At 35.7% G+C, this 24,754-nt stretch carries 8 protein-coding genes; 6 read left to right on the top strand and 2 right to left on the bottom strand.

Features of this window, described 5'->3' with window-relative positions:
* The first annotated feature begins 155 nt into the window (after positions 1 to 155).
* From OQ292_RS20115 to OQ292_RS20090, 6 genes are all read left to right on the top strand, one after another.
* Positions 156 to 6,317: a PKD domain-containing protein gene (locus OQ292_RS20115; protein WP_284683938.1), complete on the top strand. Its 6,162-nt coding sequence runs from the start codon at positions 156 to 158 to the stop codon at positions 6,315 to 6,317.
* Between the two features lie 830 nt (positions 6,318 to 7,147).
* Positions 7,148 to 10,333: a SusC/RagA family TonB-linked outer membrane protein gene (locus OQ292_RS20110; protein ID WP_284683937.1), complete on the top strand. Its 3,186-nt coding sequence runs from the start codon at positions 7,148 to 7,150 to the stop codon at positions 10,331 to 10,333.
* Positions 10,334 to 10,470: 137 nt separating this feature from the next.
* Positions 10,471 to 11,922 carry a SusD/RagB family nutrient-binding outer membrane lipoprotein gene (locus tag OQ292_RS20105; protein WP_284683936.1) on the top strand — a complete coding sequence of 484 codons (1,452 nt, stop codon included), beginning with the start codon at positions 10,471 to 10,473 and terminating at the stop codon, positions 11,920 to 11,922.
* 878 nt (positions 11,923 to 12,800) lie between these two features.
* Complete coding sequence (locus OQ292_RS20100; protein WP_284683935.1) at positions 12,801 to 15,992, top strand: SusC/RagA family TonB-linked outer membrane protein; 3,192 nt, start codon at positions 12,801 to 12,803, stop codon at positions 15,990 to 15,992.
* A gap of 60 nt (positions 15,993 to 16,052) precedes the next feature.
* Positions 16,053 to 17,504, top strand: coding sequence for a SusD/RagB family nutrient-binding outer membrane lipoprotein (locus OQ292_RS20095; RefSeq protein WP_284683934.1), 1,452 nt, complete (start codon positions 16,053 to 16,055; stop codon positions 17,502 to 17,504).
* Between the two features lie 334 nt (positions 17,505 to 17,838).
* Complete coding sequence (locus tag OQ292_RS20090) at positions 17,839 to 19,215, top strand: efflux RND transporter periplasmic adaptor subunit (protein ID WP_284683933.1); 1,377 nt, start codon at positions 17,839 to 17,841, stop codon at positions 19,213 to 19,215.
* Between the two features lie 85 nt (positions 19,216 to 19,300).
* Here the strand turns inward: OQ292_RS20090 and OQ292_RS20085 are convergent, their stop codons facing one another.
* Positions 19,301 to 21,499: an amylo-alpha-1,6-glucosidase gene (locus OQ292_RS20085; protein WP_284683932.1), complete on the bottom strand. Its 2,199-nt coding sequence runs from the start codon at positions 21,497 to 21,499 to the stop codon at positions 19,301 to 19,303.
* Between the two features lie 442 nt (positions 21,500 to 21,941).
* Complete coding sequence (locus OQ292_RS20080; RefSeq protein WP_284683931.1) at positions 21,942 to 24,683, bottom strand: 4-alpha-glucanotransferase; 2,742 nt, start codon at positions 24,681 to 24,683, stop codon at positions 21,942 to 21,944.
* Between the last annotated feature and the right edge of the window lie 71 nt (positions 24,684 to 24,754).

The following is a 24,754-nucleotide window of genomic DNA, read 5'->3' as shown; positions in this document are numbered from 1 at the left end:
ATAATTTAACGACTTTTTTTTGAGTACACTCAACTTTAAATATGCTTCTTTTGTTAGTCATCCAAGAGTAATCTAAAACTCGGTATTATTTGTTTCGGTTCATTTTTTGAGACAAATATTACACACAAATAGTTGCAAATAACATTCCTGATTTAATGAATAGAACAACTATAAAATATCAATTTTTCCTTTTTTTTATAGCATGTCAGTTTGCAGCTGTTACACAAACTTTTGCGCAAACTATTGAGGTGACTGAAGTTCCAGATGGTTGTGGCTTTTTAAGAGCGAGTTTTGAGTATACAGGTGGAACAGTAAAAACAGCTAACTGGAATTTTGGAAATGGAAATAATTCAACAGAAGCAGCACCTTCAGCTTTTTTCTCAGCTCCGGGGAATTATACCGTAACAGTTGCTGGTACTTTGCAAGATGATACTCCATTTAGTGATAATGTAGTTGTAACAGTAAAAGAACCTCCACTTGCAATAATTGATATTGATGGCTACACCTCCGGTAGTTGTGTGCAAGCTCCACTTACAGTTCAGTTTGACGGTTCTGGCTCAGTAGATGCAAGTGCGAATACCATAACTTCTTATCTGTGGAAATTGGGAGATGGCACAGTGAGTAACGAGCCTACTTTGTCTCATACTTATGAGTCACCGGGTTCATATACTGTTGAGTTAACCGTGTTTGACGATCAGGGATGTTCAAATACAGCAGTTATTAGCCAAGACATTGTTCTATCAGAAGGTTTCAATCTGGATTTTACGGCCACTGGAGATTTGCAAACCTGTGTTTATCCCACCGATATCCAATTTGAAGCAACCCATGATGCTGGAAACTACGAGTACTCTTGGGATTTTGGAGATGAAGACGATTCAGATGCAGATTTACAAAATCCATCACATACTTACACTGAACCGGGTATTTATAATGTAAGTTTAACTGTAACAGATTTAGATGCTGGATGTAGTAGTACAATTACTAGCACTGCTTTAGTGCAAATTCAAGACTTTGCAGGAGAAATTCAACGAACTGGCGATGAGCAGGGATGTGCACCATTTACTACTTCATTCGAAAATATTTCTAATATAATTTCTGCAAACCAGATTATTACTTGGGAGTTTGGAGATGGAACGCAATTGAGTGGTACAGCCACCGCAGATTCACTTAGAGCACCAGAGCATACTTATACACAGCCTGGTGTATATACAATTAGAGCAACTATTTTAGATTCTGAAACGAATTGTGGTGGTGAAGCTATTTTGGTGCAAGCAGTAACAGTTCCCGAATCACCAGATGTTGATTTTACAGCAGATGCAACGGGTTTTTGTGTAGACAATTTTACTGTAAACTTTACCAATACAACAACCAATGGTGCCACTTGGGAGTGGGATTTTGGTGATGGAACAACTTCAACAGAGCAAAACCCTTCTCATAATTATACAGATTTTGGCACTTACACAGTAAGACTAACTGCAACAAGTGCAGATGGCTGTACCAGTGAGCTTATAAAAGAAAGCTACATTGTAGCTATGCAAACTGTAGCTATGTTCGAAGCTTACGAAGCCGGTGGTTGTGCTCCAGATTTTACTACTACTTTAATAGATAGTACTATTTCAGCGGTAGAAATTACGGATTATGAGTGGACCATTACAAATAGCAGAACTGGCGATGTAGTTGATACTTACACAGGCGAAGCTCCTTTTATATCATTACAAGATACTGGTGCTTACGATGTAACCTTAAGTGTTTCTACTGCCGAAGGTTGTACCAGTGAATTTACCCGAGAGGCTTTCTTGCAAGTAGGTGTTTCAGCAGAAGATTTAGGTTTTACACCTTCAGCGGTACTTGTTTGTAATGGGGAAGAAATTATTTTCACAAATACCACACCTGTAGATGCTGATAATCCTTATGAGATTACTTGGGGTTGGAATTACCTGAGTGGAGATACTTTGATGAGCTCAGAAATGGATGGTGCTTACACATATGATGGAGTAGACCCCGGTGTGTATACAGTTTCACTCTATTATTTAAGTAATGGATGTACAGATACTATTACAAGTGAAATAACAGTAAATCCGCCAAAAGCAGATTTTGAATACTATACAGAAACCTGTGTTTTCGATTCCCTTTTCTTAGTAGATGCTTCTATCGGAGCAGATCGTTTCGAATGGGAAATTACAGTTGATGGAAATACAACTACTATAACTGACGAAGAAAACCCAGTATTAAATGTGCCTCCGGGTTCAGAGTGGTCTGTAACTCTAACAGTAGAGAATGATGATGCAAATTGTACGCATAGCGTCACACAGAGTGGTACTCAACCAGTTTTAGGTGTCCCAGACTTTACAGGTATCACTGTCACTCCTAATACTGATGGTATATGTTACCCGGCTTTTTTCGATTTTGATGCCAGTGGTGTAACAATAGACGGTGCTTCCATAACCAGTTATTATTGGGATTTTGGAAACGGACAAACCAGTACCAGCACAAGCCCTAATAATGTTTATTACGATGAGCCGGGTTATTATTCAGTCAATCTCATCATCACTTCAGACCAAGGTTGTAAGTTTGATACACTCATGGTAGATGTGGTAAAAGTTTATGGCCCTGAAATCAATTTTGAAGTTTGTAATGCGGGTACATGTAAAGATTATGAAGTTACTTTCAGAGATATGTCTAGCTCAATTGCAGACATAGTTTTATGGGAATGGGATTTTGACGGTGATGGTGTTATTGATTCAAATGAAGAGTATCCAGAACCTTGGGTTTACGAAGTAATTAATGATCCGCAGTATAACTTTTACTGGGCGAAATTAACTGTAACCGATGAGTTTGGTTGTACCGCTTCAGATTCTGTTAAAGTAAGACCAACCAAACCAATTGCAGATTACGACATCATTCAACAACCTGATTGTGGTGGCGATTTAGTAGGATTTATCAATGTAGATTCCCTTTCAATAGGAGTGCAGCCTTTTAATGGGCAGTGGACTTTTAGCGATGGGCAAACTGCTGGTGGTTTAGAGCCTGTTTTATTTTTTGAAGGAAATACTGCGGGAATCGATTATACTGGTGAGTTAGTCCTTTATGATATTAATGGTTGTGCCGATACAGTCGACATCAGTTTTACAGTAGTCACAGATAGTTTAATTGCCAATTTCGATTCTGATTATTCTGGTCAACCAGAATGTCCGCCTTATACAGTGACCTTTGAAGATTTAAGTGAAGTTTTAAATCCTGTCTTTATACAAGATTCGTTAGGCAACTCAGTGCCAAATGCCGTTGGTGATTGGTATTGGGATTTTGGAGATGGAAGTGCGATGTCTGGTGTGCAAAATCCAGTGTATACATATACTGAGCCTGGTGTATACGATGTAACTTTAATTGTGCAAGATTCTCTCGGATGTTTAGATACGCTGGTCGTAGAAGATTATATTGAGATTAGTGGGCCCGAAGGAGAATTTACTGTTTCCGATACTATTGGTTATCCAGACTTAGCAGTTGAGTTTGAAGGTTTTCCGGATAACACCGATCATATTTTAACATGGGATTTCGGTAATGGAGAATTTAGAGAAGATGAAAATCCTACAGTTTATACTTATACAGAACCAGGTACTTATTTATCAGGTTTAATTTTATTAGATGATGGTACCGGTTGTCAAGATTTGGTGGGTACACAACGGATAGAAGTACTGCCTTGCCCTGTGGTGCGAGATACTGTTTTTGATTATTGTGTCTCTCTTGGAGATTTGATTTTAGACTCTTATGATCCAACTCATGATTTACAATTAGGAACAATGAATTATGAATGGTCAGAAGTTGATATAAATAATAACTTTATATCTTCATTGGGAGATAGTGCCGCGATTACAATTGTGCCACCAGAAGCAGTTAACACAAATCAAACTCCGGAAACGCATTATTATCAACTTACAGTTGCAGTAACAGATTTAGAACATAATTATACTACAGGAGGAGCTAATCCATCTACAAAATGTGAGCAGACGGTTGTTTATCAAGTGACTTTCCTTCCAGCACCAGAAGCAGAATTTGTTTATACTTTAACTTGTGTCGATATAGAAAATGTAGCGAATGGTAATACAATCACAGTGGGTTTGGAAGACATTTCAGAACTTCATGGTACTTCGACCACAGAAAGACGTTGGGATTTTAATGATGATGGGGAATACAATGATACCCCAGAAGAGAATTCCGGATTAGGAGCAATCAATTCTTTTGAAGTTAGTGCTCCAGGAGAGTATCCAATTTCATTAGCTATTTTAGTAGATAATGGCTGTCCAGATACTATTAGAACAACTGTTTTTGTACCTGGAGTTGATTTTGGCGTTGATAATGCTTGTTCAGGCCAGTTAGTACAGTTTTCAGATAGTACAATATATGATCCTAATTTTGGTACGCCAATCTATGCATGGGATTTTGAAAATGACGGTACTGTAGATAGCGATGAGGCTAATCCTGAATTTACCTATAATACCCCTGGAACTTATACTGTAGCTTTAACAGTAATGGTGCCTATTAATTCTGGATTTTGCCCTGTTACGGTTACTAAAGAAGTTGAAATATTACAATCTCCAGATGCTAGTTTCTTAGTTGAATCAGCTTGTTTGGGTACTACTACAACCTTTGAAGCTTCTGCTAATCCAAACATCATTTCTTATGCTTGGGATTTCAATGGAGATGGAAGCATAGATACAGTAGCTTTCAATAATACATTAGAAAGAACATACACAGAGCACGGTTCTCAAACAATGAGATTAATTGTTACCAGTACAGATAGTTGTACTGCTGAGTTTACCGAAACTTTTGATATCAATCCTAATCCTGTTGCAGATTTTATTCCGAACACATGTAGTGTACAAGGAGTTACCTTTACCGATTTATCTACCATAGATGACAGTGAGGTAGCTACTGAAATATTCTTAAGAGAAATAGATTTAGGTCAAGGTTTTAGAGTGGTAAATGATTTAAACGTTTTCTTTGCCTTAATCAATGAGCCTGGTACTTATCCAATCACTTACAGAGTTACAAGTGATTTAGGATGTACAGATGATACAACTAAGATTATTACCATTCCAGAAGCTGACTTCGCAGTAGAAGAGGTTTGCTTTGGCGAGGAAACAAACTTCTTAGATCAATCAACCACCTTTGGTAGCCCAGTGATTTTATATGAGTGGGATTTTGATGGCGATGGAATTACAGATGCACAAGGTTCTTCCGCTTCTTTTGCTTATCCAAGTGCAGGAACTTTTGAAGCAACACTAACCATTACGAATACTTCTGGTTGTACTGCTACAGTAACTAAAACCTTTGATGTTAAAACTGCTCCTGAGATTATAGAAGTAAGCGAAGACAAATTCATTTGTGCTGGTGGAGCGGCTGAATTATCAGTTTCTTATACTTCATCATCTTCAGTAATTGGAGTAGAGTGGGATAATGGCGGTGGAATAGGAGAGACTGTAGTTGTATCACCTACTGAAACTACACTTTACACTGTTACAGTAACAGATTCTACCGGATGTACTGATGAAGAATATGTATTAGTAAATGTGGTTAATACGCCTTATTTACCTGCTGATACAGTAATTTGTGTAGGTGAGTCTTACACAATAGATGCCACAGTACCTGGAGGAGTTCCTGCAACATATCAATGGAGCACTGGTTCTATTGACCCAATAATTGAAGTTACAGAATCAGGAACTTATATCGTAAATGTTCAGGCATTTGGTTTTGATGCTGAAAATACTTTGTGTGAAATCACTGATACGGTTGTTGTCCAATTCAATACAAGTCCATTGCCTTATAGTGGAGATGTTACTACCTGTTTCGCTGAGGGCAATATATTAGACTTAACTCTGCCGAATAATTTCACCAATGTGGTTTGGACATCAGATATTTTTGAAGCGCCTATACAAGCCAACGAAATTCAAGTTTCTGAGGCAGGAGTAATTTACCTATCAGCAACAAACGAACTGGGTTGTGAGCTTTACGATTCGCTTACAATCGAAGAAGTTTGTGAGCCATTGGTATTCTTACCAGATGCTTATACACCTAATGGTGATGGCTTAAATGATGGCTTTGGCGTAAAAGGAAAGAACTTTACGAACTACGAGTTAACAATTTACAACCGTTGGGGAGAAATGGTTTTCCAAACCAAAGATCCAACACGAACTTGGATGGGGAATTTTAATGGAGAACCTATGCCAGCTGGCTTATATCCATATGTTGTGAAATACGAAAGCGAGCTTACTCCCGGAGAACAAGTTGTTAAATTCGGAAATGTGAATCTTATTAGATAATCTCGTTTTTTTTACAAAAAATTTAAAATACCCCATCTATTATTATTGTAACCAATAATGGATGGGGTAAACTTTTTAAAATATTTTAACAACGTACTAAATGCTTCAAAAGGGAGCATTAGAAATAACATTAAAAAATTTAATTTTTCATAAAAAAAGTTAAAATAGACAAAAAACATTACTTGTTTTATATAGTGTGACTTTTGCTCATTAAAAAAGATGTAAATTTGATATGCAACAAAATATTATTTTGGTATGACTATTTTTTATTACCATAAAATGGGTAATATTAGATATTATGTATAAAAAATTACTTTATACAAGTGTTGTATTTTATTTTTTTATTGTAGAAATTCGCAGTGTATATAAATATATTAATGATTTTTATAAATAATCTTATTTAAAAGTCACACCATATTTATATAACTAATGATAGAGAAATGTTCTGTGATTACCTTCTGTGATGATATACCTTCAAATATGATCTGCCTATTTATAGGCTCAATTAAATGAAAATGAATAAGAATATTGGAAGTTTTTAATTAAAACTTCTATTGCTTTATGCACTTCATGATCTCAAATAACATATACAAGTAGAAGTAAACCTTCTATTCTATAACCTTTAAGTAACACATACTACAAGCTACTTAAAGCTTCCTTACTTTATGCGCAATTGTAAGAAGGCTTAATAGTGTCAACATTCTTTTAAAGTCAATAAATTTTTGTGTCAAATTGGCCAAGCTCTTAAGGTTTGGTAGTGATTTCCTATTGCCTGCTTTAAGAGAAGCATCCTAACTAACTTTAATTTATTTCATTATTAACTACAACTTATGAAAATTTTACTACGTAATTTTCTAATGGTTTCGTTATGCTTTTTTCTTGCTGCACTCACAGCTCAAGCGCAAGAAAAAGTAGTAAGCGGAACTGTAATTTCAGCAGCTGATGATTCTCCACTTCCTGGGGTCAATGTAATTGTAAAAGGTACTTCATTTGGTACTATCACTGGTATCGATGGTACATTTAGCTTAAATGCTCCTGCAGATGCAGAAACACTACTTTTCTCTTATATAGGTTTCAAATCTCAAGAGATTGCGATAAACGGACAGTCTAACTTCTCTATTTCTTTAGAAGAAGATGCTCAAGAGTTATCAGAAGTAGTAGTAACAGCTCTTAACCAGAACAGAGAAGAAAAATCATTAGGTTATTCAGTTCAAGAAGTTGATTCTGATAACTTAAGAGTAGCTCGTGAAACCAATCTTGGTTCTGCTATGGCTGGTAAAGTATCTGGTGTTCAGGTAATTTCTGGTTCAGGTGCAAAATTTGGTGCTCCAGCTATTAGAATTAGAGGTGTTAGAGGTTTAAATTCTTCTAACCCATTATATGTTGTTGATGGTATTGTAATTAGCGACCCTTCAACAATCAACATGGATAACGTAGCAAAACTTAGTGTTTTGAAAGGCCCAAGTGCTGCTGCACTTTATGGTTCTCGTGCTCGTGATGGTGTTGTTATCATCACTTCTAAAAAAGGAAAAGCAGGTCAACTTCAAATTAACTTAAACAGTACTACTACTTTTGAAAAAGTATATGTATTACCAGACTACCAAAACAAATACGGTGGTGGATATGCACAAGAATTCGGTACATTTAACTATGTAGAAGGTGTACACGATCCTGCTTTAGAAGCTATCGATGGAGCTGCAATTCCAGAATTCTACGCAGATGAGAGCTGGGGACCTGAGATGGATGGAACAATGGTAGCTCAATGGGATGCATTTACAAAAGGTACTGAAGGATTCGCGCAATTACGTCCTTGGAGTGCTCACCCAGACAACATCAAAGATTACTTTGAAACAGGTGTTACTCAAAACACTGGTTTAAACGTGAGCAAAGGTGGCGATGGATATAATGTAAGTGTTGCTATTACTGACGTTCGTAGATCTGGTGTTATTCCAGGAACTGAGCAAAACAAGAATTTCTTAAACTTAAATTCTACTGTTGATTTATCAGATAAATTAAAGTTAAACGCTTTAGCAAACTACACTTCTACTCAAACAGAAGGTAACTTAGATGAAGGTTACGGAAGTATTGGCTCAAACGTAAACCAGTGGATCCAAAGACAACTTGATATGGATCTTTTAGAAAAATACTGGAGATTACCTGACGGTACTTACACTAGCTGGAACATCAACTCTACTTCTAATACTACTCCTTTATACTGGGATAACCCATATACTTATGCTTACGCTAACACTTCACAATGGAAGAAAACTTCTTTCTATGGTAAAGTAGGTATGCAGTATGAGATATTAGACGGTTTAACTTTATCTGCAAATGCTTATCGTAAAAACGAAGAGCGTGCAGGAGACTCTCGCCATGCTTCTGGTACTTTAGGTACTGACGGTTACAGCAACTATTCTTGGAGAAAAAGAGAAGATAACTACGAATTTATTGCTAACTACACTAAAACATTCGAAAGCTTCTCAGTTTCTGCTCTTGCAGGTGGTAACTTAAGACAAAACAGATATACTTACGTAGGTGGTAACACAAATGGAGGTCTTGCAGTTCCAGAGCTTTATACACTTTCTAATTCAATTGACAGACCAGGTGCAACAAGTGAATTAACTGAAAAAGAAGTAAGAAGTTTATTTGGTCAATTCTCAGTAGGTTATAAAGGTTTAATATACCTTGATGGATCAGTTAGAGGTGACTGGGATTCTGCTCTTCCAGAAGATGATAATTTATCAGTTTATCCTTCGATCTCAACTTCATTTGTATTCTCTGAGTTAATTCCTGCAAACAACATCCTTTCATTTGGTAAAGTACGTGCAAGTTATGCAACAGTAGGTGATGAGCTTGATCCATACGAAATTCAGTCTACTTATGGTTTAGGTACTGCTTATGGTTCTTACCCTACAATGACAAAGCCTAACAACCAAACGCTTCCTACTCTTAAAGCGGCAACTACTTCTGGTACAGAAGCTGGTGTTGAATTAAGATTCTTAAACGACCGTGTTAGATTTGACTTCACTTACTACTACTACGATAACACTAATGAAATCATAGATGTATCTGTTCCAGGTACAAGTGGTATTACTTCAGTTAAATTGAACGCTGGTAAATCTTCTACTGAAGGTTGGGAACTTTCTCTTGGTGGTATTCCAGTTCAAACTAAAGATTTCACTTGGGATGTTAACTTCAACATTGCAAGCAGTAAAAACACTATTGATGAGCTTTATCCAGAGCTTGACCTTAATGTTGTAACATTAACTAATGGTTACAATGGAGATTATGCTAGTAGTGGATTTGGTAATGCTTCTGCTAGAGCAAAAGTTGGTGAAGAATGGGGTACTATTATCGGTCGTGCATTCCAAAGAAATGATGCTGGTAGAATCGTTGTAGGTGATGATGGATTGCCATTATATACTGATAATGAAGTAATTGGATCTATACTTCCAGATTTCACTGGTGGTATCTTCAATAGATTCACTTACAAAAACTTCGATCTTGCATTCACTATCGACTTCTCTAAAGGTGGTGACTTCTACTCAATCTCAAAAATGTTTGGTTCTCAGTCTGGTCTATTTGCTGAAACTGTTGGAAACAACGATAGAGGTGTAGAACAAAGAGATCCAGTTGCTGATGGTGGTGGTTTAAAATTTGATGGTGTTAAAGAAGACGGAAGTGAAAATGATATTTACTTAGAGTCTTCTGATTACTGGAAAGGGCTTTACGGATACGACGAGAGATGGTTATATGATGCTTCATTCATCAAAGTAAGAGAAGTAAGATTAGGTTATACAATCCCAAGTTCTTTATTAAGCAATATTTTCTTGAAGAGAGTTAACCTTGCTATAGTAGCGAACAACCCTTGGTTAATCCACACTAACGTAAAAGGTATCGATCCATCTGAAATTAGTGGTGACGAAGAAGATGCTAGAAACAATGGTGCTTGGGTAGACGGTGGTCAGTTACCATCAACTCGCTCACTTGGTTTCGATATCAAGCTTGGTTTCTAAGAAATTAATATAGCAGTTAAATTAATTTTACATCTGCTGTATAGTATATCCTTTTTAAGTACTGTGATAGAATGGTAAGTGTAGAAAAAGTCGATAGAAACATATACAGCAGATAAATTCAAACAAATTAGAGTCAAATGAAAAAAGTAAAAATATTATTTTTAAGCTTCTTGATTTTGGGTTTGGCTTCATGTGAAATGAGTGACTTTGGTGATATCAATGATAACCCAAACTCAACAACCAACCCACAATCATCTTACTTGCTTTCGCAAGCGCTTCGCTCTTTACATGGTGTAGTAACAGCTACTCAAGGACAAACTTATGTTCAGTACATTGCTAGTTCTCAGTATACAAACTCTGATAACTACCAAACTGAAAAATTTGATTACAATAGCTGGTATTATAGCCCATTAGCAGATCTTCAAAATGTGATTACATTAAACACAAACGAAGAGACTATGGTTGAGTCTGCTGCTTATGGTTCTAATGCTAATCAAATTGCTGCAGCAAAAATTCTTACTGCATATTACTTCATGCACATCACAGACCGTTGGGGAGATATCCCTTACTCTGAGGCTTTACAAGGAGACGATCAATTCTTCCTTCCTAAGTTTGATAGCCAAGAAGAGGTTTACACTAGCATTTTCCAAGAATTAAAAGATGCAGTTGCAATGATGGACGATGAAGCTGGACCAACTGGTGACTTCCTTTTCAGTGGAGATATGTCTCGTTGGGCTCAATTTGCTAACTCTATCCGTTTAATTGCTGCGCTTCGTATTTCAGAAGCAAATCCTGAATTAGGTAGAACTGAGTTTGTATCTGCAATGAACGCAGGTGTTGTAACAACTAATGCAGAAAACATTATCTATGCACACTTAGCAGAAACTAACAACCAAAACCCTTGGTATGGTAGATTTCTTACTAGACTTGACCACGCTGTATCTAATACTTTAGTAGATTATATGCAAAGCGCTGCAAACGGTGGTGCAATGGATGTTGCTATGGACCCAAGATTACCAGTATTTGCTAACGGAACTGAGTCTTCTCAGTATACTGAAATTGTAGGTATGACTTACGGTATCTCAGAAGCAAAAGCTGGTGCAATTTCTAACTCTGATGTTTCTTTCTTAGGAGATGCATTAAGAACTCAAGATGCTCCAACTTACATCATTACTGCTGCTCAAGTTTTATTCTCTTATGCAGAAGCTGTTGAGTTAGGTTGGATCGACGGAAGTACTGAAGATTACTACTACCAAGCAATTGAAGCTTCTTTAGAGCAGTACGGTGTTGCTGATGAGTACGATACTTTCATCACTAACACTGAAGTTGCTTTTGATTCAGACAGAGCATTTGAGCAAATCGGAACTCAAAAATGGGTTGCACTTTTCTTAAATGGTTATGAGGGATGGTCTGAGTGGAGAAGAACTGGTTACCCAGCTCTAGCGCCTGCTCAAGATGCATTAAATACTAGTGGAGAGATTCCAGTAAGACAAGGTTACCCAACTACTGAAAGAGATAACAATAGCGAGAACTATGCTGCTGTTGAAGCTTCAGATAACTTAGATACTCCAGTTTGGTGGGATAAATAATCTTAACAAACAAGTTCTAATAATATTAGCCCTTTCTACTTTCGAGTAGGAAGGGTATTTTTTTAACTATTTTTTGGTATTTTATTAACAGGTAGCCTTGCAGGTGTAAGTGCACATTGTTAATGCTTTTCATCTAAAAAAAATTATATTTAATAATAGGTTTAAGAGCCTATATTCTTTTGCCATTTAATAGAAAAAATCTATCAAACTACTTTTAGGTAAGTAAAATTGTACCTGATTAATCTTTATTGCTTTAAATAGAAGCAATAAGTTGCTATGATATAGATTTTATTTTTATCTCTTAAAGAATTTAAATTTTATTAATAAACTAGTCTAAAAATAGGTGACTATTAATTATTCTTTAATAATTAGGTTATTAATAGCAATGTCAAAATTTAATGCTTCGGTTTTAGTAAATGATTATAATATTATACTGAAATGAGTGGTATTCCTTCCTGTATTTCCTCTAAAATAAGATTGTAATGATATTGAGATTTGATTATTTTGATATTGTGTGTTTTTAAATAAAAGAAAATTATATATATATTTAATATATGTTAATTGCCTTTGAGGGGTAATATATTTTATTAGATGGCCATAGAATTCAATTAGAGAATAAAAAAAAATATTTTAATCAGCCTTACGATTAACAAAAAAATACAATTTTTCAGCCATTATAATAACACACATAACGAAGTCCACAATCTAAATTTTTGCCGGTAAAACGGCACTGCTAAATTCTAGCAACTCATCTTAATTAAATATTAGTGTCAAATTAGCTACTGTGAAGTCATATAGGTCTATTCTAGGTCTGTCTTGTCTTTATATGTCTGCTACATACTAGCTATTAATTTATTCTAAATTATTAACTACAATTTATGAAAATTTTTCTACACAATTTTCAGGTGGCATTCCTATGCCTTTTTTTTACCGCTATCTCTGCCTTCGCTCAGGAAAAAGTAATTACTGGTACAATTACTTCTGGAGCAGATAACTCACCATTACCCGGTGTAAATGTTATTGTAAAAGGTACTGCAATTGGTACCATTTCAGGAATTGATGGCAACTTCACCTTAAGTGCACCAGAAACAGCCGAAGCTTTAGTATTTTCCTACATCGGATTTGAAACAAAAGAGGTAATGCTTAATGGGCAATCATCTTTCAGTATTTCGATGAAAGAAGATGCGCAAGAACTTTCTGAAGTTGTTGTAACAGCGCTTAACCAGAACAGAGAAGAAAAATCAATTGGTTATGCAGTACAGGAAGTTGATTCTAAAAACCTACGTGTAGCTCGTGAAACTAATTTAGGATCGGCTATGGCTGGTAAAATTGCCGGTGTACAAGTAGTATCAGGTTCAGGTGCTAAATTCGGCACACCCGCTATTCGTATTAGAGGAGTTCGTGGTTTAAGTTCTGGCAGTCCTCTGTATGTTGTAGATGGTATTATAATTAGTGATGCATCTACCATAAACATGGATAATGTAGACAAAATTAGTGTATTGAAAGGGCCAAGTGCTGCCGCACTTTATGGTTCTCGTGCACGTGATGGTGTGGTAATTATCACTTCTAAAAAAGGAGTTGCAGGTCAGCTATCTATCGATTTAAATAGTACTACAACATTTGAGAAAGTTTCTGTTTTACCAGATTATCAGAACGAATATGGTGGCGGATACGATCAAAGCTTTGGTGCTTTTGAATATGTAGAAGGTGTTCACGATCCTGCTTTAGCTGCAATTGATGGAGCTCCGATTCCAGAATTTTATGCAGATGAAAGCTGGGGGCCAAAAATGGATGGTACTATGGTTGCTCAATGGGACGCTTTTACGAAAGGAACTGACGGGTTTGGTAAATTAAGACCTTGGAGTCCTCAGCCAGACAACGTGAAAAACTATTTTGAAACTGGTGTAGCGCAAAATACAGGTATTACTGTTAGAAAAGCTGACGAAAATTACAATATAAGTGTAGCTGTAACAGATATTCAACGATCAGGTGTAATCCCTGGTTCAGATCAAAAAAGAAACTTCTTGAACTTAAATTCAAGTGTTGATCTTGTTAAGAATCTGAAATTAAATGCCATTGCTAATTATAGCAAAACAAAAACTAATGGTAACCTAGATGAAGGTTATGGAAGTATTGGCTCAAATGTAAACCAATGGTTTCAGCGCCAATTAGATATGGATCTTTTGGAGAAATACTACCAGTTACCAGACGGTTCTTATACAAGTTGGAACATCAACTCTACTTCAAATACAACTCCTCTTTATTGGGATAACCCATATACTTATGCTTATGCTAACATTTCTGAGTGGGAGAGAACCACATTCTACGGGAAAGTTGGTTTACAATGGGAACCAGTAAAAGGTTTAACTTTAATGGCGAATGCGATTAGAGAAAACCAAGAAAAAGCTGGGAGTACTAGACATGCTACAGGTACTTTAGGTATAGATAGTTACAGTGCATATTCTTGGCGTAAACAAGAAGACAATTTTGAGTTTATTGCTAGTTACAACAAGGATTTTGGAGGTCTATCAGTGTCAGCAATTGGAGGTGGTAACTTAAGAAAAAATCATCAAACTAGAATGAATTCTTCTACTTCTGGTGGTTTATCTGTTCCTCATCTTTATACAGTTTCTAATTCAAAAGACAGACCAAATACAAGTAGTTTTTTGTGGGAAAAAGAAGTTAGAAGTTTATATGCTCAACTTTCTTTAGGATACAAAGATGTAATATTTGTTGATGCTTCTTTAAGAGGAGATTGGGATTCTGCCTTGCCTGTAAATAGCAATCTTACTAAGTATCCATCTATTTCAACATCATTTGTATTTACTGAATTATTACCTCAAAATGATCTGCTTTCTTTTGGTAAACTTCGTGCTAGTTATGCAACAGTGGGTGATGAATTAGATCCATATGCTATTCAACCAACTTATGGTTTAGGTAATCCTTATGGTTCTTTCCCAACAATGGGAACACCTGATAACCAGACACTTCCTACTTTAATTGCTGCGACTACTTCTGGTACTGAAGGTGGTATTGAGTTACGATTCTTAAGAGATCGTGTAAGATTCGACTTTGCTTATTACTACTATGATAATACAGATGAGATTGTAAACGTTTCTGTACCTCCAACTAGTGGTATTTCTACAGTAAGATTAAATGCAGGTAAGTCTTCAACTAAAGGATGGGAGCTTTCATTAGGTGGTATTCCTCTACAAACTGCTGATGGATTTGTATGGGATGTAAACTTTAACATAGCAAGTAGCAAAAATACTATTGAGGCATTATATCCTGAATTAAACCTTGATGTTATTACCCTTGCCAATGGTAATGGAGGTAATAGTACTTGGGGTGGATGGGGTGGAATTACCGCCCGTGCTAAAGTTGGTGAAGAATGGGGAACCATTGTAGGTCGAAAATTTAGAACAAATGATGCTGGTGAAAGACTAGTTGATGCAGATGGTAAACCTTTATATGATGATAATGCAGTATTAGGTTCAATTCTTCCTGATTTCACCGGTGGTATTTTTAACAGATTCTCTTACAAAAATGTAGAGTTAGCATTTACAATTGACTTCCAATCTGGTGGTAAGTTTAACTCTTTCACAAAAATGTTCAATGCATATAGTGGTTTGGGTGCTGAAACTGTTGGTAACAACGATAAAGGTAATCCAATGAGAGATCCAGTAGCAGATGGTGGTGGGTTAAGATTCGAAGGTGTGTATGAAAACGATGGTGCTGAAAATACTACTTATCTACCAGCAGATTCTTATTGGAAAGCTTTATTTGGCTTACACGAAGCATGGGTTTATGATGCATCTTTCGTGAAGGTTAGAGAAGTTAGATTGGGTTACAGCCTTCCTTCATCTCTTCTAAGCAATACATTTATTAAGCGTGCAAGTATTGCCTTTGTAGCTAACAATCCTTGGTTAATCTATACTGCTGCTTCTGGAATTGACCCGTCTGAGCTTGGTGGTGATGAAGAAGATGCCCGAATTAATGGTTCTTGGGTAGATGGAGGACAGTTGCCTGCTACCAGATCTTTAGGTGTCGATGTAAAAATAGGTTTCTAATCACTCATTATTTATCTAATTCCTAATCAATTAGTTGAGCCCAAATTAAAAATTGAATTTATGAAAAAAATAAAAATATTATTCTTAAGCTTAATCGCCTTTGTATTTGTTTCTTGTGATATAGATGATTTTGGTGATTTAAATGTAAATCCAAATGCAACTACTACACCACAGGCTTCTTACTTGTTGTCTAATGCACTTGCTTCTCTGCCTGGAGTAATTAGCTCATCTCAAGGTCAGTTGTATGTGCAGTATTTGGCTAACTCGCAATATACTTCTTCAGACAATTATCAAACTGTTAGATTTAGTTATAATGGCTGGTACTTAGGTCCTCTGGCAGATCTTGATCTTGTTATAAAGATGAATTCAGAAGAAGAGACTATGATAGAAGCGCAAGTATATGGTTCTAATGCTAACCAAATAGCTGCTGCTAAAATCTTAACTTCATTTTATTATTTACATATTACAGATCGTTGGGGAGATATACCGTACTCTGAGGCACTTCAAAGCGACGAGGCTAATTTTCTTCCTAAGTTTGATTCTCAAGAAGCAGTGTATGCAAGTATCTTTCAAGAACTAAAAGCGGCAAGTGCAATGATAGACGGAGGAGCTGGCCCAGAAGGTGATTTTCTATTTTCAGGAGATATGGATAAATGGAAAACATTTGCAAACACAATTAGATTAGTCGCCGCTTTGCGCTTGTCTAAAGCAGATCCGGATCAAGGTAAAACAGAATTTGTAGCTGCAATGAATGATGGTGTAGTTACAACTAACGAAGAAAATATCTTCTATCAACATTTAGCAGATGCTAACAATCAAAACCCTTGGTATGCTGCATTTTTAACAAGATCAGATTATGCTGTTTCTAACACTTTGATAGATTATATGCAAAGCACAGAAAATGGTGGAATGATGGATGTTGAAATGGACCCAAGGTTACCTGTTTTTGCCAATGGTACGGAATCGTCTCAATATTCTGAATATGTTGGTATGACTTACGGAGTTTCAGAAGCAGTAGCAGGTGGTATTTCTAACTCCGATGTATCATTTTTAGGAGATGCTTTTAGAGGCCAAGATACACCAACTTATATTTATACAGCTGCTCAAGTTTTATTCTCTATGGCTGAAGCAGCTGAGTTAGGCTGGATAGATGGAAGTGTAGAAGATTATTATTATCAGGCAATTCAGGCTTCATTAGATCAGTATGGAGTAGGAGATAGCTTTGATGGATTTGTATCTAATAGCGAAGTGGCTTTTGATGCAGACAATGCATTAGAATTAATTGGAAACCAAAAATGGGTGGCTCTATACCTAAATGGTTACGAAGCATGGACAGAATGGAGACGAACTGGTTATCCTGCATTAGAGCCAGCTTCGGCAGCGCTTAACGAAAGTGGGAAAATTCCAGTTAGACAAGGTTATCCAACAACAGAGAGAGATAATAATAGTGAAAATTATTCAGTAGTAGAATCTGCTGATAATTTAGATACACCAGTTTGGTGGGATAAATAAGAATTTCTGTGATAGTTTAATTTTGCCCTTACCTCTTATTTAAGACGTAAGGGCTTTTTCTTTTTAAGTATAGGATATCCAATTCTTTAGTTTTTTACCTCAAAACCTTACAAATAATTGTGATAGACTTAAAACTATACCTTTTAAAATAGAATCTTTCCATTCATGCAATAAGCTTATTTTATATCTGGCTTTAATGTAATTTAGCAACTAAAATATTTGTGCATATTTAAATTACCATTAAAAATCATTTTATAAATATTTTTTTACATCAATGTAATATTCTTTGATAATTGACTACTTATAAAATGAATTCAGAAAATTAACAAGTGCCATGGCAAAAAAAAACTCGAACAAGAAACTCATTTTTATTTTTGTTACCGTGTTTGTCTTACTTCTAGGTGGTGGATATATAGGTAAACAACAAGGTTGGATAGGGAATAAAAAAGCAAAAAAAGTAGTATTTGGAACAGCGGAACTAGTCACTATTGTAGAAAAAGTTAGCGCATCAGGAAAAGTAGAACCTGTAGAAGAAGTCACTATTAGTCCGCAGGTAGCAGGTGAAATTACTGAAATTTTTATTGAAGAAGGAGATTCTGTAGTTCAAGGACAGTTATTGTTAAAATTAAATCCTGACAACCTGCTGTCTTCATTAGATAGAACCATTGCTACATTAAATACGCAAAAAGCAAATTACGCACAATCTAAGGCAAGACTTGCACAATCTAAAGCACAGTACGAAGCTGCCAAGCGCGATTTTGATAGAAATGAAAAACTCTTTAATCAAAAAGCCATTTCTCAGCAAGATTACGATAATGTATTCGCCACATTTGAGAGTGGTAAAGCAGATTACGAAGCTGCCGAACAAAGTGTAGAAGCTGCACTATACACTGTAAAAAGTGCAGAGGCTAGCGTAAAAGAAGCGAGAGAAAACCTTGGTTATACAGAGATTTATGCTCCAATGGGAGGTATAGTAACTAAGCTTTTGGTAGAAAAAGGTGAAAGAGTAGTAGGTACGCAACAAATGCAAGGTACCGAAATGCTTAGAATTGCCAACCTTAACCAAATGGAAGTTAGAGTAAATGTGAATGAAAACGATATTATTAGAGTAACAAAAGGTGATACCGCAATAATAGATGTTGATGCTTACTCTTATATGGGAGTAGAATTTAAAGGGATTGTTTCAGCAATTGCAAACTCTGCTAATGAGTCTGCTACTGCGGGTGTTGGAGATCAGGTTACTGAATTTGAAGTTAAAATTTTGATTTCTGATGAAGCCTACAAAGAGTTGATGAACAATGATAAAATTGAAGCAGCAATTACGCCAACAACTTCTCCATTTAGACCAGGCATGACGGCAAGTGTAGACATCATTACTGAAGAAAAGAAAAATATATTAGGTGTAGCACTTTCTGCTGTAACTACTAGAGAAGATAAAAAGAGTAATGTAAACGAAGAAAGACCGGGACAAAACACTAGTAATACTGCAAAAAAAGAAGACAAAATAAAAGAAGTAGTTTTTAGAGTAGTGGCAGATTCTGTAGAAATGGTTGAAGTACAAACTGGTATTAGTGATTTTGACCATATCCAAATTACAAGCGGATTGGCTGAAGGTGACCAGATTGTAACAGGACCATATATACAAGTTTCTAAAATGTTAAATGGGGGTGACCCAGTAGAAACAATGGAAGAGAATAAGAAATCTGAGTAAGTAAGAAAAGAAGAATCTCAATTGATAATAAATAAAAAAAGCTGCTGAATTTTAACTCAGCAGCTTTTTTTTGCTTTTATATTTTTTATCCGAAATTATATAATGAGAAAAGTCTGGAAAATTTACTACCTGGACTTCTAAATGCAGATATGATAGAAAACGGATTGTTGAAATTCGAGAGCTCTTCTTCTTGCTCAGCAAGAACTTCTTCATCTTCCATTTCGTCATTATCTTGAATGTATGAGCTAAGTTTTACCTCATCGTATTCTGCATAACCTAGAATATTTCTTTCTTCGTCTTCAACTTCACTGTGTTCTTCAGAACTAAAGAGGTTATACTTAATACCCACTCTCAGAATTTCTGCTACGCTTAAAGAGTATGCGTGCGAACCATTTGGTGTGTAATCTTCAGTAGCGTTAAATAGCTCAGAAATATTACCCACACATGCAGTATCCAAATGGTGCTTAAAATTGTTGAAGAAAACCTTTGCTTTTGCTTTACCAGTTTTTCCTTGTAGTTTAATTAATGCATCAATGTAAGAACCCATTAACCAGTTCCAAACTGTGCCTTCGTGGTAAGCAAGCTTTCTTTCATTCTCATTGCCTTCGTATTTAGGTTTAAAACCTAAAGCATCTGAGCATAATGTTTTAATACCATAATCGGTTACTAGTCTTTGCTCTATTGTATCTAAAACCATTTTGGCTTTTTTCTCTGATAATACTGGAAAAGATAAACTAATCGCAAAAATCTGATTAGGTCTTATTCTATCATTTAGAATATTATTTTCATCAACTAAGTCGTAAAGACATTTTCCTGCTTTGTTCCAGAATACTTCTTTAAATCTTTTTTGGATGTTTTCTGTAAGATCGTTGATTACATGCATCTCACTTTTAACACCATCTAAATCGAGGAAGTAAGCATAAACTTTAAGCGCATTAAACCAAAGTGCATTTATTTCTACAGCTTTGCCTGCACGAGGGGTAATTGCCCAGCCATCAATTTGTGCATTCATCCAAGTTGCTGGCTCATCAGAAGTTCCTGCTATTATCAGTCCATCAGAGTCTACACAAATGTTGTTGTTGGTGCCTTTTAAGAACCAAGCAATAATATCTTTCAATACCGGCATCATTTCATTATAAATGAAATCGGTGTCTTCTGTCTGTTTAAAGTATTGATATACTGCATCAAAAAACCAAAGGCTTGTATCGGCAGATTTATAAACACGAGAATTCTCATCAAAAAACTCTGGTAATAATCCCTTTCTGATAGAATTTTTTAAGGTAGATAACAACTCACGTGCTTCATCAAATCTACCTGTGCTTATAAGAATACCAGTAAGTCCAATTACATTTTCTCGGCTTTTAATTTCACTATCGAAATAGCTGGCAGCTATTGCAAGATTATCGTTTGAATTTTTTATTACAAACTGATCTGCCGCTAATCTTAAAAGTCTTTCATAATTTGTCTGGGCATCTGCTGTGAGCTCAATTCTTCTGTTTCTTTCTTTTTTGAAAAGCTCAAGCGGATTAGAGTGCTCTTGTTTTTCTGTAGAAATAATAATTCCTACAGGGTAATCTTTGTGCAAGTTTACTGTAAACTCACCTGGAGAAAACATGTCTTCTCTATAAAACTCACCATTTTGGTGTTGAGCTTCATACTCAAAATTATTATACCATTGGGGTTGCGCTTTGTATGATACATAGCTATGCCCAAAACTGATATGTAAAGTTGGATTGTTTTTATATGCCTGATGGCTAAATGAATTATCTAAGAAAAAAGCCTTAGCGTTTATTGCATCATTCTGGTAAGTAAGCTCTTTAATACTTCTGCTGGTAATTAAAGGTAAGAGAGACATTTGTACATCTTCTGGGCCTTCTAGCAAAGTATATTTTACTACTATAGAATTTGTACCATGAATAGCAGCAATAGTTTTATGAATTATAATATCGTCTACCTGAAAGATAAATTCTGGAAATAAATCTTTCGAAAATGCATGTAAATACTCATATCCTTTAGGATAAAAAGTGCCGGGATACTGATTGGCGGAAAGATGAGATTTCTTACCGTTGCTTATTACACATTCTTCTAGTTTAGATAATAAAGAGAAAGTTTTCCCTTCACTATTTTTAGTAATAAGTAGTCCATGATTTCGATTAGTGTTAATACCACTGACAGAGCTTGCCGCCCAAGTACCTAAACCACTAGTTTCTAGCCATTCTGAATTAATAATATGGTCTCGTTGATCTTGCACAAAAGAGGAATTCAAATTATTTAACATTTTCATGGTTTGCGAAAAAATTATCTGGTGTAATAAAGCTAATTATTGGTTAAAGTCAGAGCGATAGTGTATGTGTAAGATTAGTTTAAATAGTAGTGTTAGTATGTAAGGTAAGGACATATACAATTTACAAAAATATAAATCAATTGTGTAATAAAAAATTGTATTATTAGTAGTAATAATTGTACAATATGCTATTTTTTGTTGTATATTTCCGTTGCTTGGTTTAAGTAAGTCTCTTTAATAATTTGAACATTTTCTTTCATTATCTAATTCAAAAAAAAGTAAGTAATTGTGTATTTAATTAAGTTTTTTTTTGAATTTTTTGTTTTAACTTTTTCGCAAAAAAAGAGACATTTTTAGTTATTTAACATTTTTTATTTTGCAAACAAAAAGCTCAGAAATTTAAATCTCTGAGCTATCGTATTACGAAACTGTTAAATATTTTTTAGTAGGGTAGCAAACGGCCAGAATTTGCTACAATTTCATGCAGCGATCCGTTAAATCCTTCTTGATTTAGCAAGTCTTCTAGGTTTATATGCATTCTATATTTCCAGTAATGTTTTGGGTTACTCGGAACATTAATTTGCTCATCGGCTGGGTTATATCTTCTAATGTCACCATCAATCGCCAGCAAATCTTGAATTGGAAATACTGCCCACATACTTGACCCATATAAATGCTGAGCAATAATTTCTCTAGCTAACCAAGGCTCACAGAAAAATGGTGCTTCACCTTCTTTACCTAATATCATATTGTAAAACCTCTGAGAGCGGTGGTGATCTTCTTCCCACCAGCCTCTTATAGTAGACATATCGTGAGTAGAAGTACTACAAACAGATAAGTAAGGATTGTGAGCTGGGTGGCCGAATTCAAGCTTAGAGTTATTAGGCATTCTTTGAATCGCAAGACTAAGAATACTTAATTCATCCATTACACCGGGTACACAGTCTGGAACCATACCAAGGTCTTCACCGCAAACTAGCATATTGGTTGCCTCTTTTATGCCCGGCAGCTTAATCATTGCTTGGTCTCTCCAGAATTGCTCATGTCTTTTATAGAAATAATCTATGTACAACTCATCGAGTACTTTTTGGTTGTGCCAATCAAGCTCTCTGTAAGACTGAGTAAAGTGCATGGCATTTCTAAAATTGAAAGCTCTACCTTCTGCAAAAGGGGCATCTAATAGTATTACTTCGCCAAGTAGTTTAAATAACTTCTTTTTTAGTTGAAGTATACTACTTCTGTCTTCGAGTGATACATCAATATCTAAAGAAAGATGCTCTTCAACTTTTCTTTGAGAATCGAACTGAGGTTTAAAATGATAGCAATAAGGTGCAAACTCATCTAAATACTCATTTTTTACATTATCCGCTTCATCTCCGAACAACTCTTGCAACATATGTTCTCTTACATAAGGCTTGCATAATCTGTCGTAATCGAAGTGTACACCTCTTTGCTGCAATTCCTCAACACTTAATGGTAAAGCTGGGTTAAAATGGCCTAAGATACCTTCTACAGATTTCCATGGCACTTCCCAGATTCTAAAGAATCCGAGGATGTGGTCAATTCTATAGGCATCAAAGAATTTGGCCATGTGTTTTAATCTGGATGTCCACCATTTAAAACCATTCTGAGCCATTACCTGCCAGTTATAAGTAGGGAAGCCCCAGTTCTGACCTTCAAGTGCAAATGCATCTGGTGGAGCTCCTGCTTGGCATTCCATATGGAATAGATCTGGGTACATCCAAGCATCAACACTATATCTATAAATACCGATTGGAATATCTCCTTTAAGCACAATGCCTTTACTTCTGGCATATTCTGCTACAGATTTTAATTGAACATTTAGATGGAACTGTATAAAGTAATGTATGGCAATATCGTCGTATTGAGCAGCCTCTGGTGAAGTAAGACTTTCTAAAAGCTCTGGAGTAATCTTACTGTATTTTTCCCATTGGCTAAAGTCTGGTGTGCCGTATAGATCTCTGAGGTAAGAGAATGCAGCATAAGGCACTAGCCATTCTTTGTTTTCTTCAAAGAAAACTTTAAAAAGAGGGTCTTTTAAAAAGTTCTCTTTGTGCTCGTCATAAGCAAGTTTAAAGTACCTCGATTTGGTACGCATTACCTGCTCATAATCTACATGATTTTTTTTGTTTAATATCTGCTTTTGCTCTAATAAAATATCTTTGGTTACTTCGGCATGTATAGAACCTAACTCCTCTAAATTCATGTAAATAGGATGGAGGGCAAATACAGAAATAGCAGAATAAGGATATGAGTCTGTCCAAGTGTGGGTAGCAACAGTATCATTTACCGGAAGAATTTGTACCATCTTCATGCCGGTTTTTTCTGCCCAGTCTATCAGCAATTTAATATCGCTAAACTCTCCAACACCTAAGCTGTTTTTACTTCTTAGTGAGAAAACGGGTACTGCAACGCCACTTCCTTTCCATGCTTGATTGTATCTGAATTTCTCGTCGGTTTTAGCCGTAAAAACTGTTTGATCTATTCTTGATACGGTAGAAATGTATCTGTCTTCACCGGCTTCCCATTCTACAATTTTTTTATTGTGGTTATCGTAAAAGCCGTATTTGTATCTTACCGGGAAAACTGTGTCTAAATTAACATAAGCACTCCAAGTTTGGCTATCTACATCATAGCCCATTACTACAGCTTTTTCTTCGTCCCAGTTCCCTAGGCTATCGTTATTTCCAATAATACATACCGAATAACCAGGATTAATTCTTGGTACTTTAATTTTAAATTGTTGAAGCGCAAGACCTTTTTTAAATTTTGGTTTTTTAGCCTTAATCGAAAAAACAGGTTTAGTAAAAACTGCTTTTGAGAATGCATTGGTTTCGAATACGTTTTCTAAGTCTTTAGAAGATCTCCAAGCATCTTGAAGTTCAATAAGATTAAACTTGGCAGATGGTATTTCTACAGTTCTATTTTTTCCAGCTTCCCATTCTATCCAACCGCTCTCTTCGAAATAGAGAAAATACTTGTAATCAAAAGATTTTGCTTTACCAAGTGCTACATCTAGTTCTAATTCCCAGTAACCATCGGCAACGTAATTTAGGTTTAATGCTTCCTCATCTTTCCATTCACCTAATTCAGGCAAAGAACCACATATTTTGAGTTTTTGTCCCCACTGTGTATGAAAATGAATTTTAAAAAGTAGTTTCACTATTTTTTATCTGATTTAAATTAAGTTAAAAAAATAAACCTCTGATTTTATGGCTAAAAACAGAGGTAAAT

The sequence above is a fragment of the Chondrinema litorale genome (genome assembly GCF_026250525.1).
GTDB lineage: Bacteria > Bacteroidota > Bacteroidia > Cytophagales > Flammeovirgaceae > Chondrinema > Chondrinema litorale.
Note: the sequence above shows the minus strand (reverse complement) of the source record. Positions and strands in the feature narration are given on the sequence as shown.

What these genes read in the sequence shown, in the direction of transcription:
- OQ292_RS20115 (WP_284683938.1), top strand. Translation starts at nt 156, where the DNA reads ATGAATAGAACAACTATAAAATATCAATTTTTCCTTTTTTTTATAGCA.
- OQ292_RS20110 (WP_284683937.1), top strand. Translation starts at nt 7,148, where the DNA reads ATGAAAATTTTACTACGTAATTTTCTAATGGTTTCGTTATGCTTTTTT.
- OQ292_RS20105 (WP_284683936.1), top strand. Translation starts at nt 10,471, where the DNA reads ATGAAAAAAGTAAAAATATTATTTTTAAGCTTCTTGATTTTGGGTTTG.
- OQ292_RS20100 (WP_284683935.1), top strand. Translation starts at nt 12,801, where the DNA reads ATGAAAATTTTTCTACACAATTTTCAGGTGGCATTCCTATGCCTTTTT.
- OQ292_RS20095 (WP_284683934.1), top strand. Translation starts at nt 16,053, where the DNA reads ATGAAAAAAATAAAAATATTATTCTTAAGCTTAATCGCCTTTGTATTT.
- OQ292_RS20090 (WP_284683933.1), top strand. Translation starts at nt 17,839, where the DNA reads ATGGCAAAAAAAAACTCGAACAAGAAACTCATTTTTATTTTTGTTACC.
- OQ292_RS20085 (WP_284683932.1), bottom strand. Translation starts at nt 21,499, where the DNA reads ATGAAAATGTTAAATAATTTGAATTCCTCTTTTGTGCAAGATCAACGA.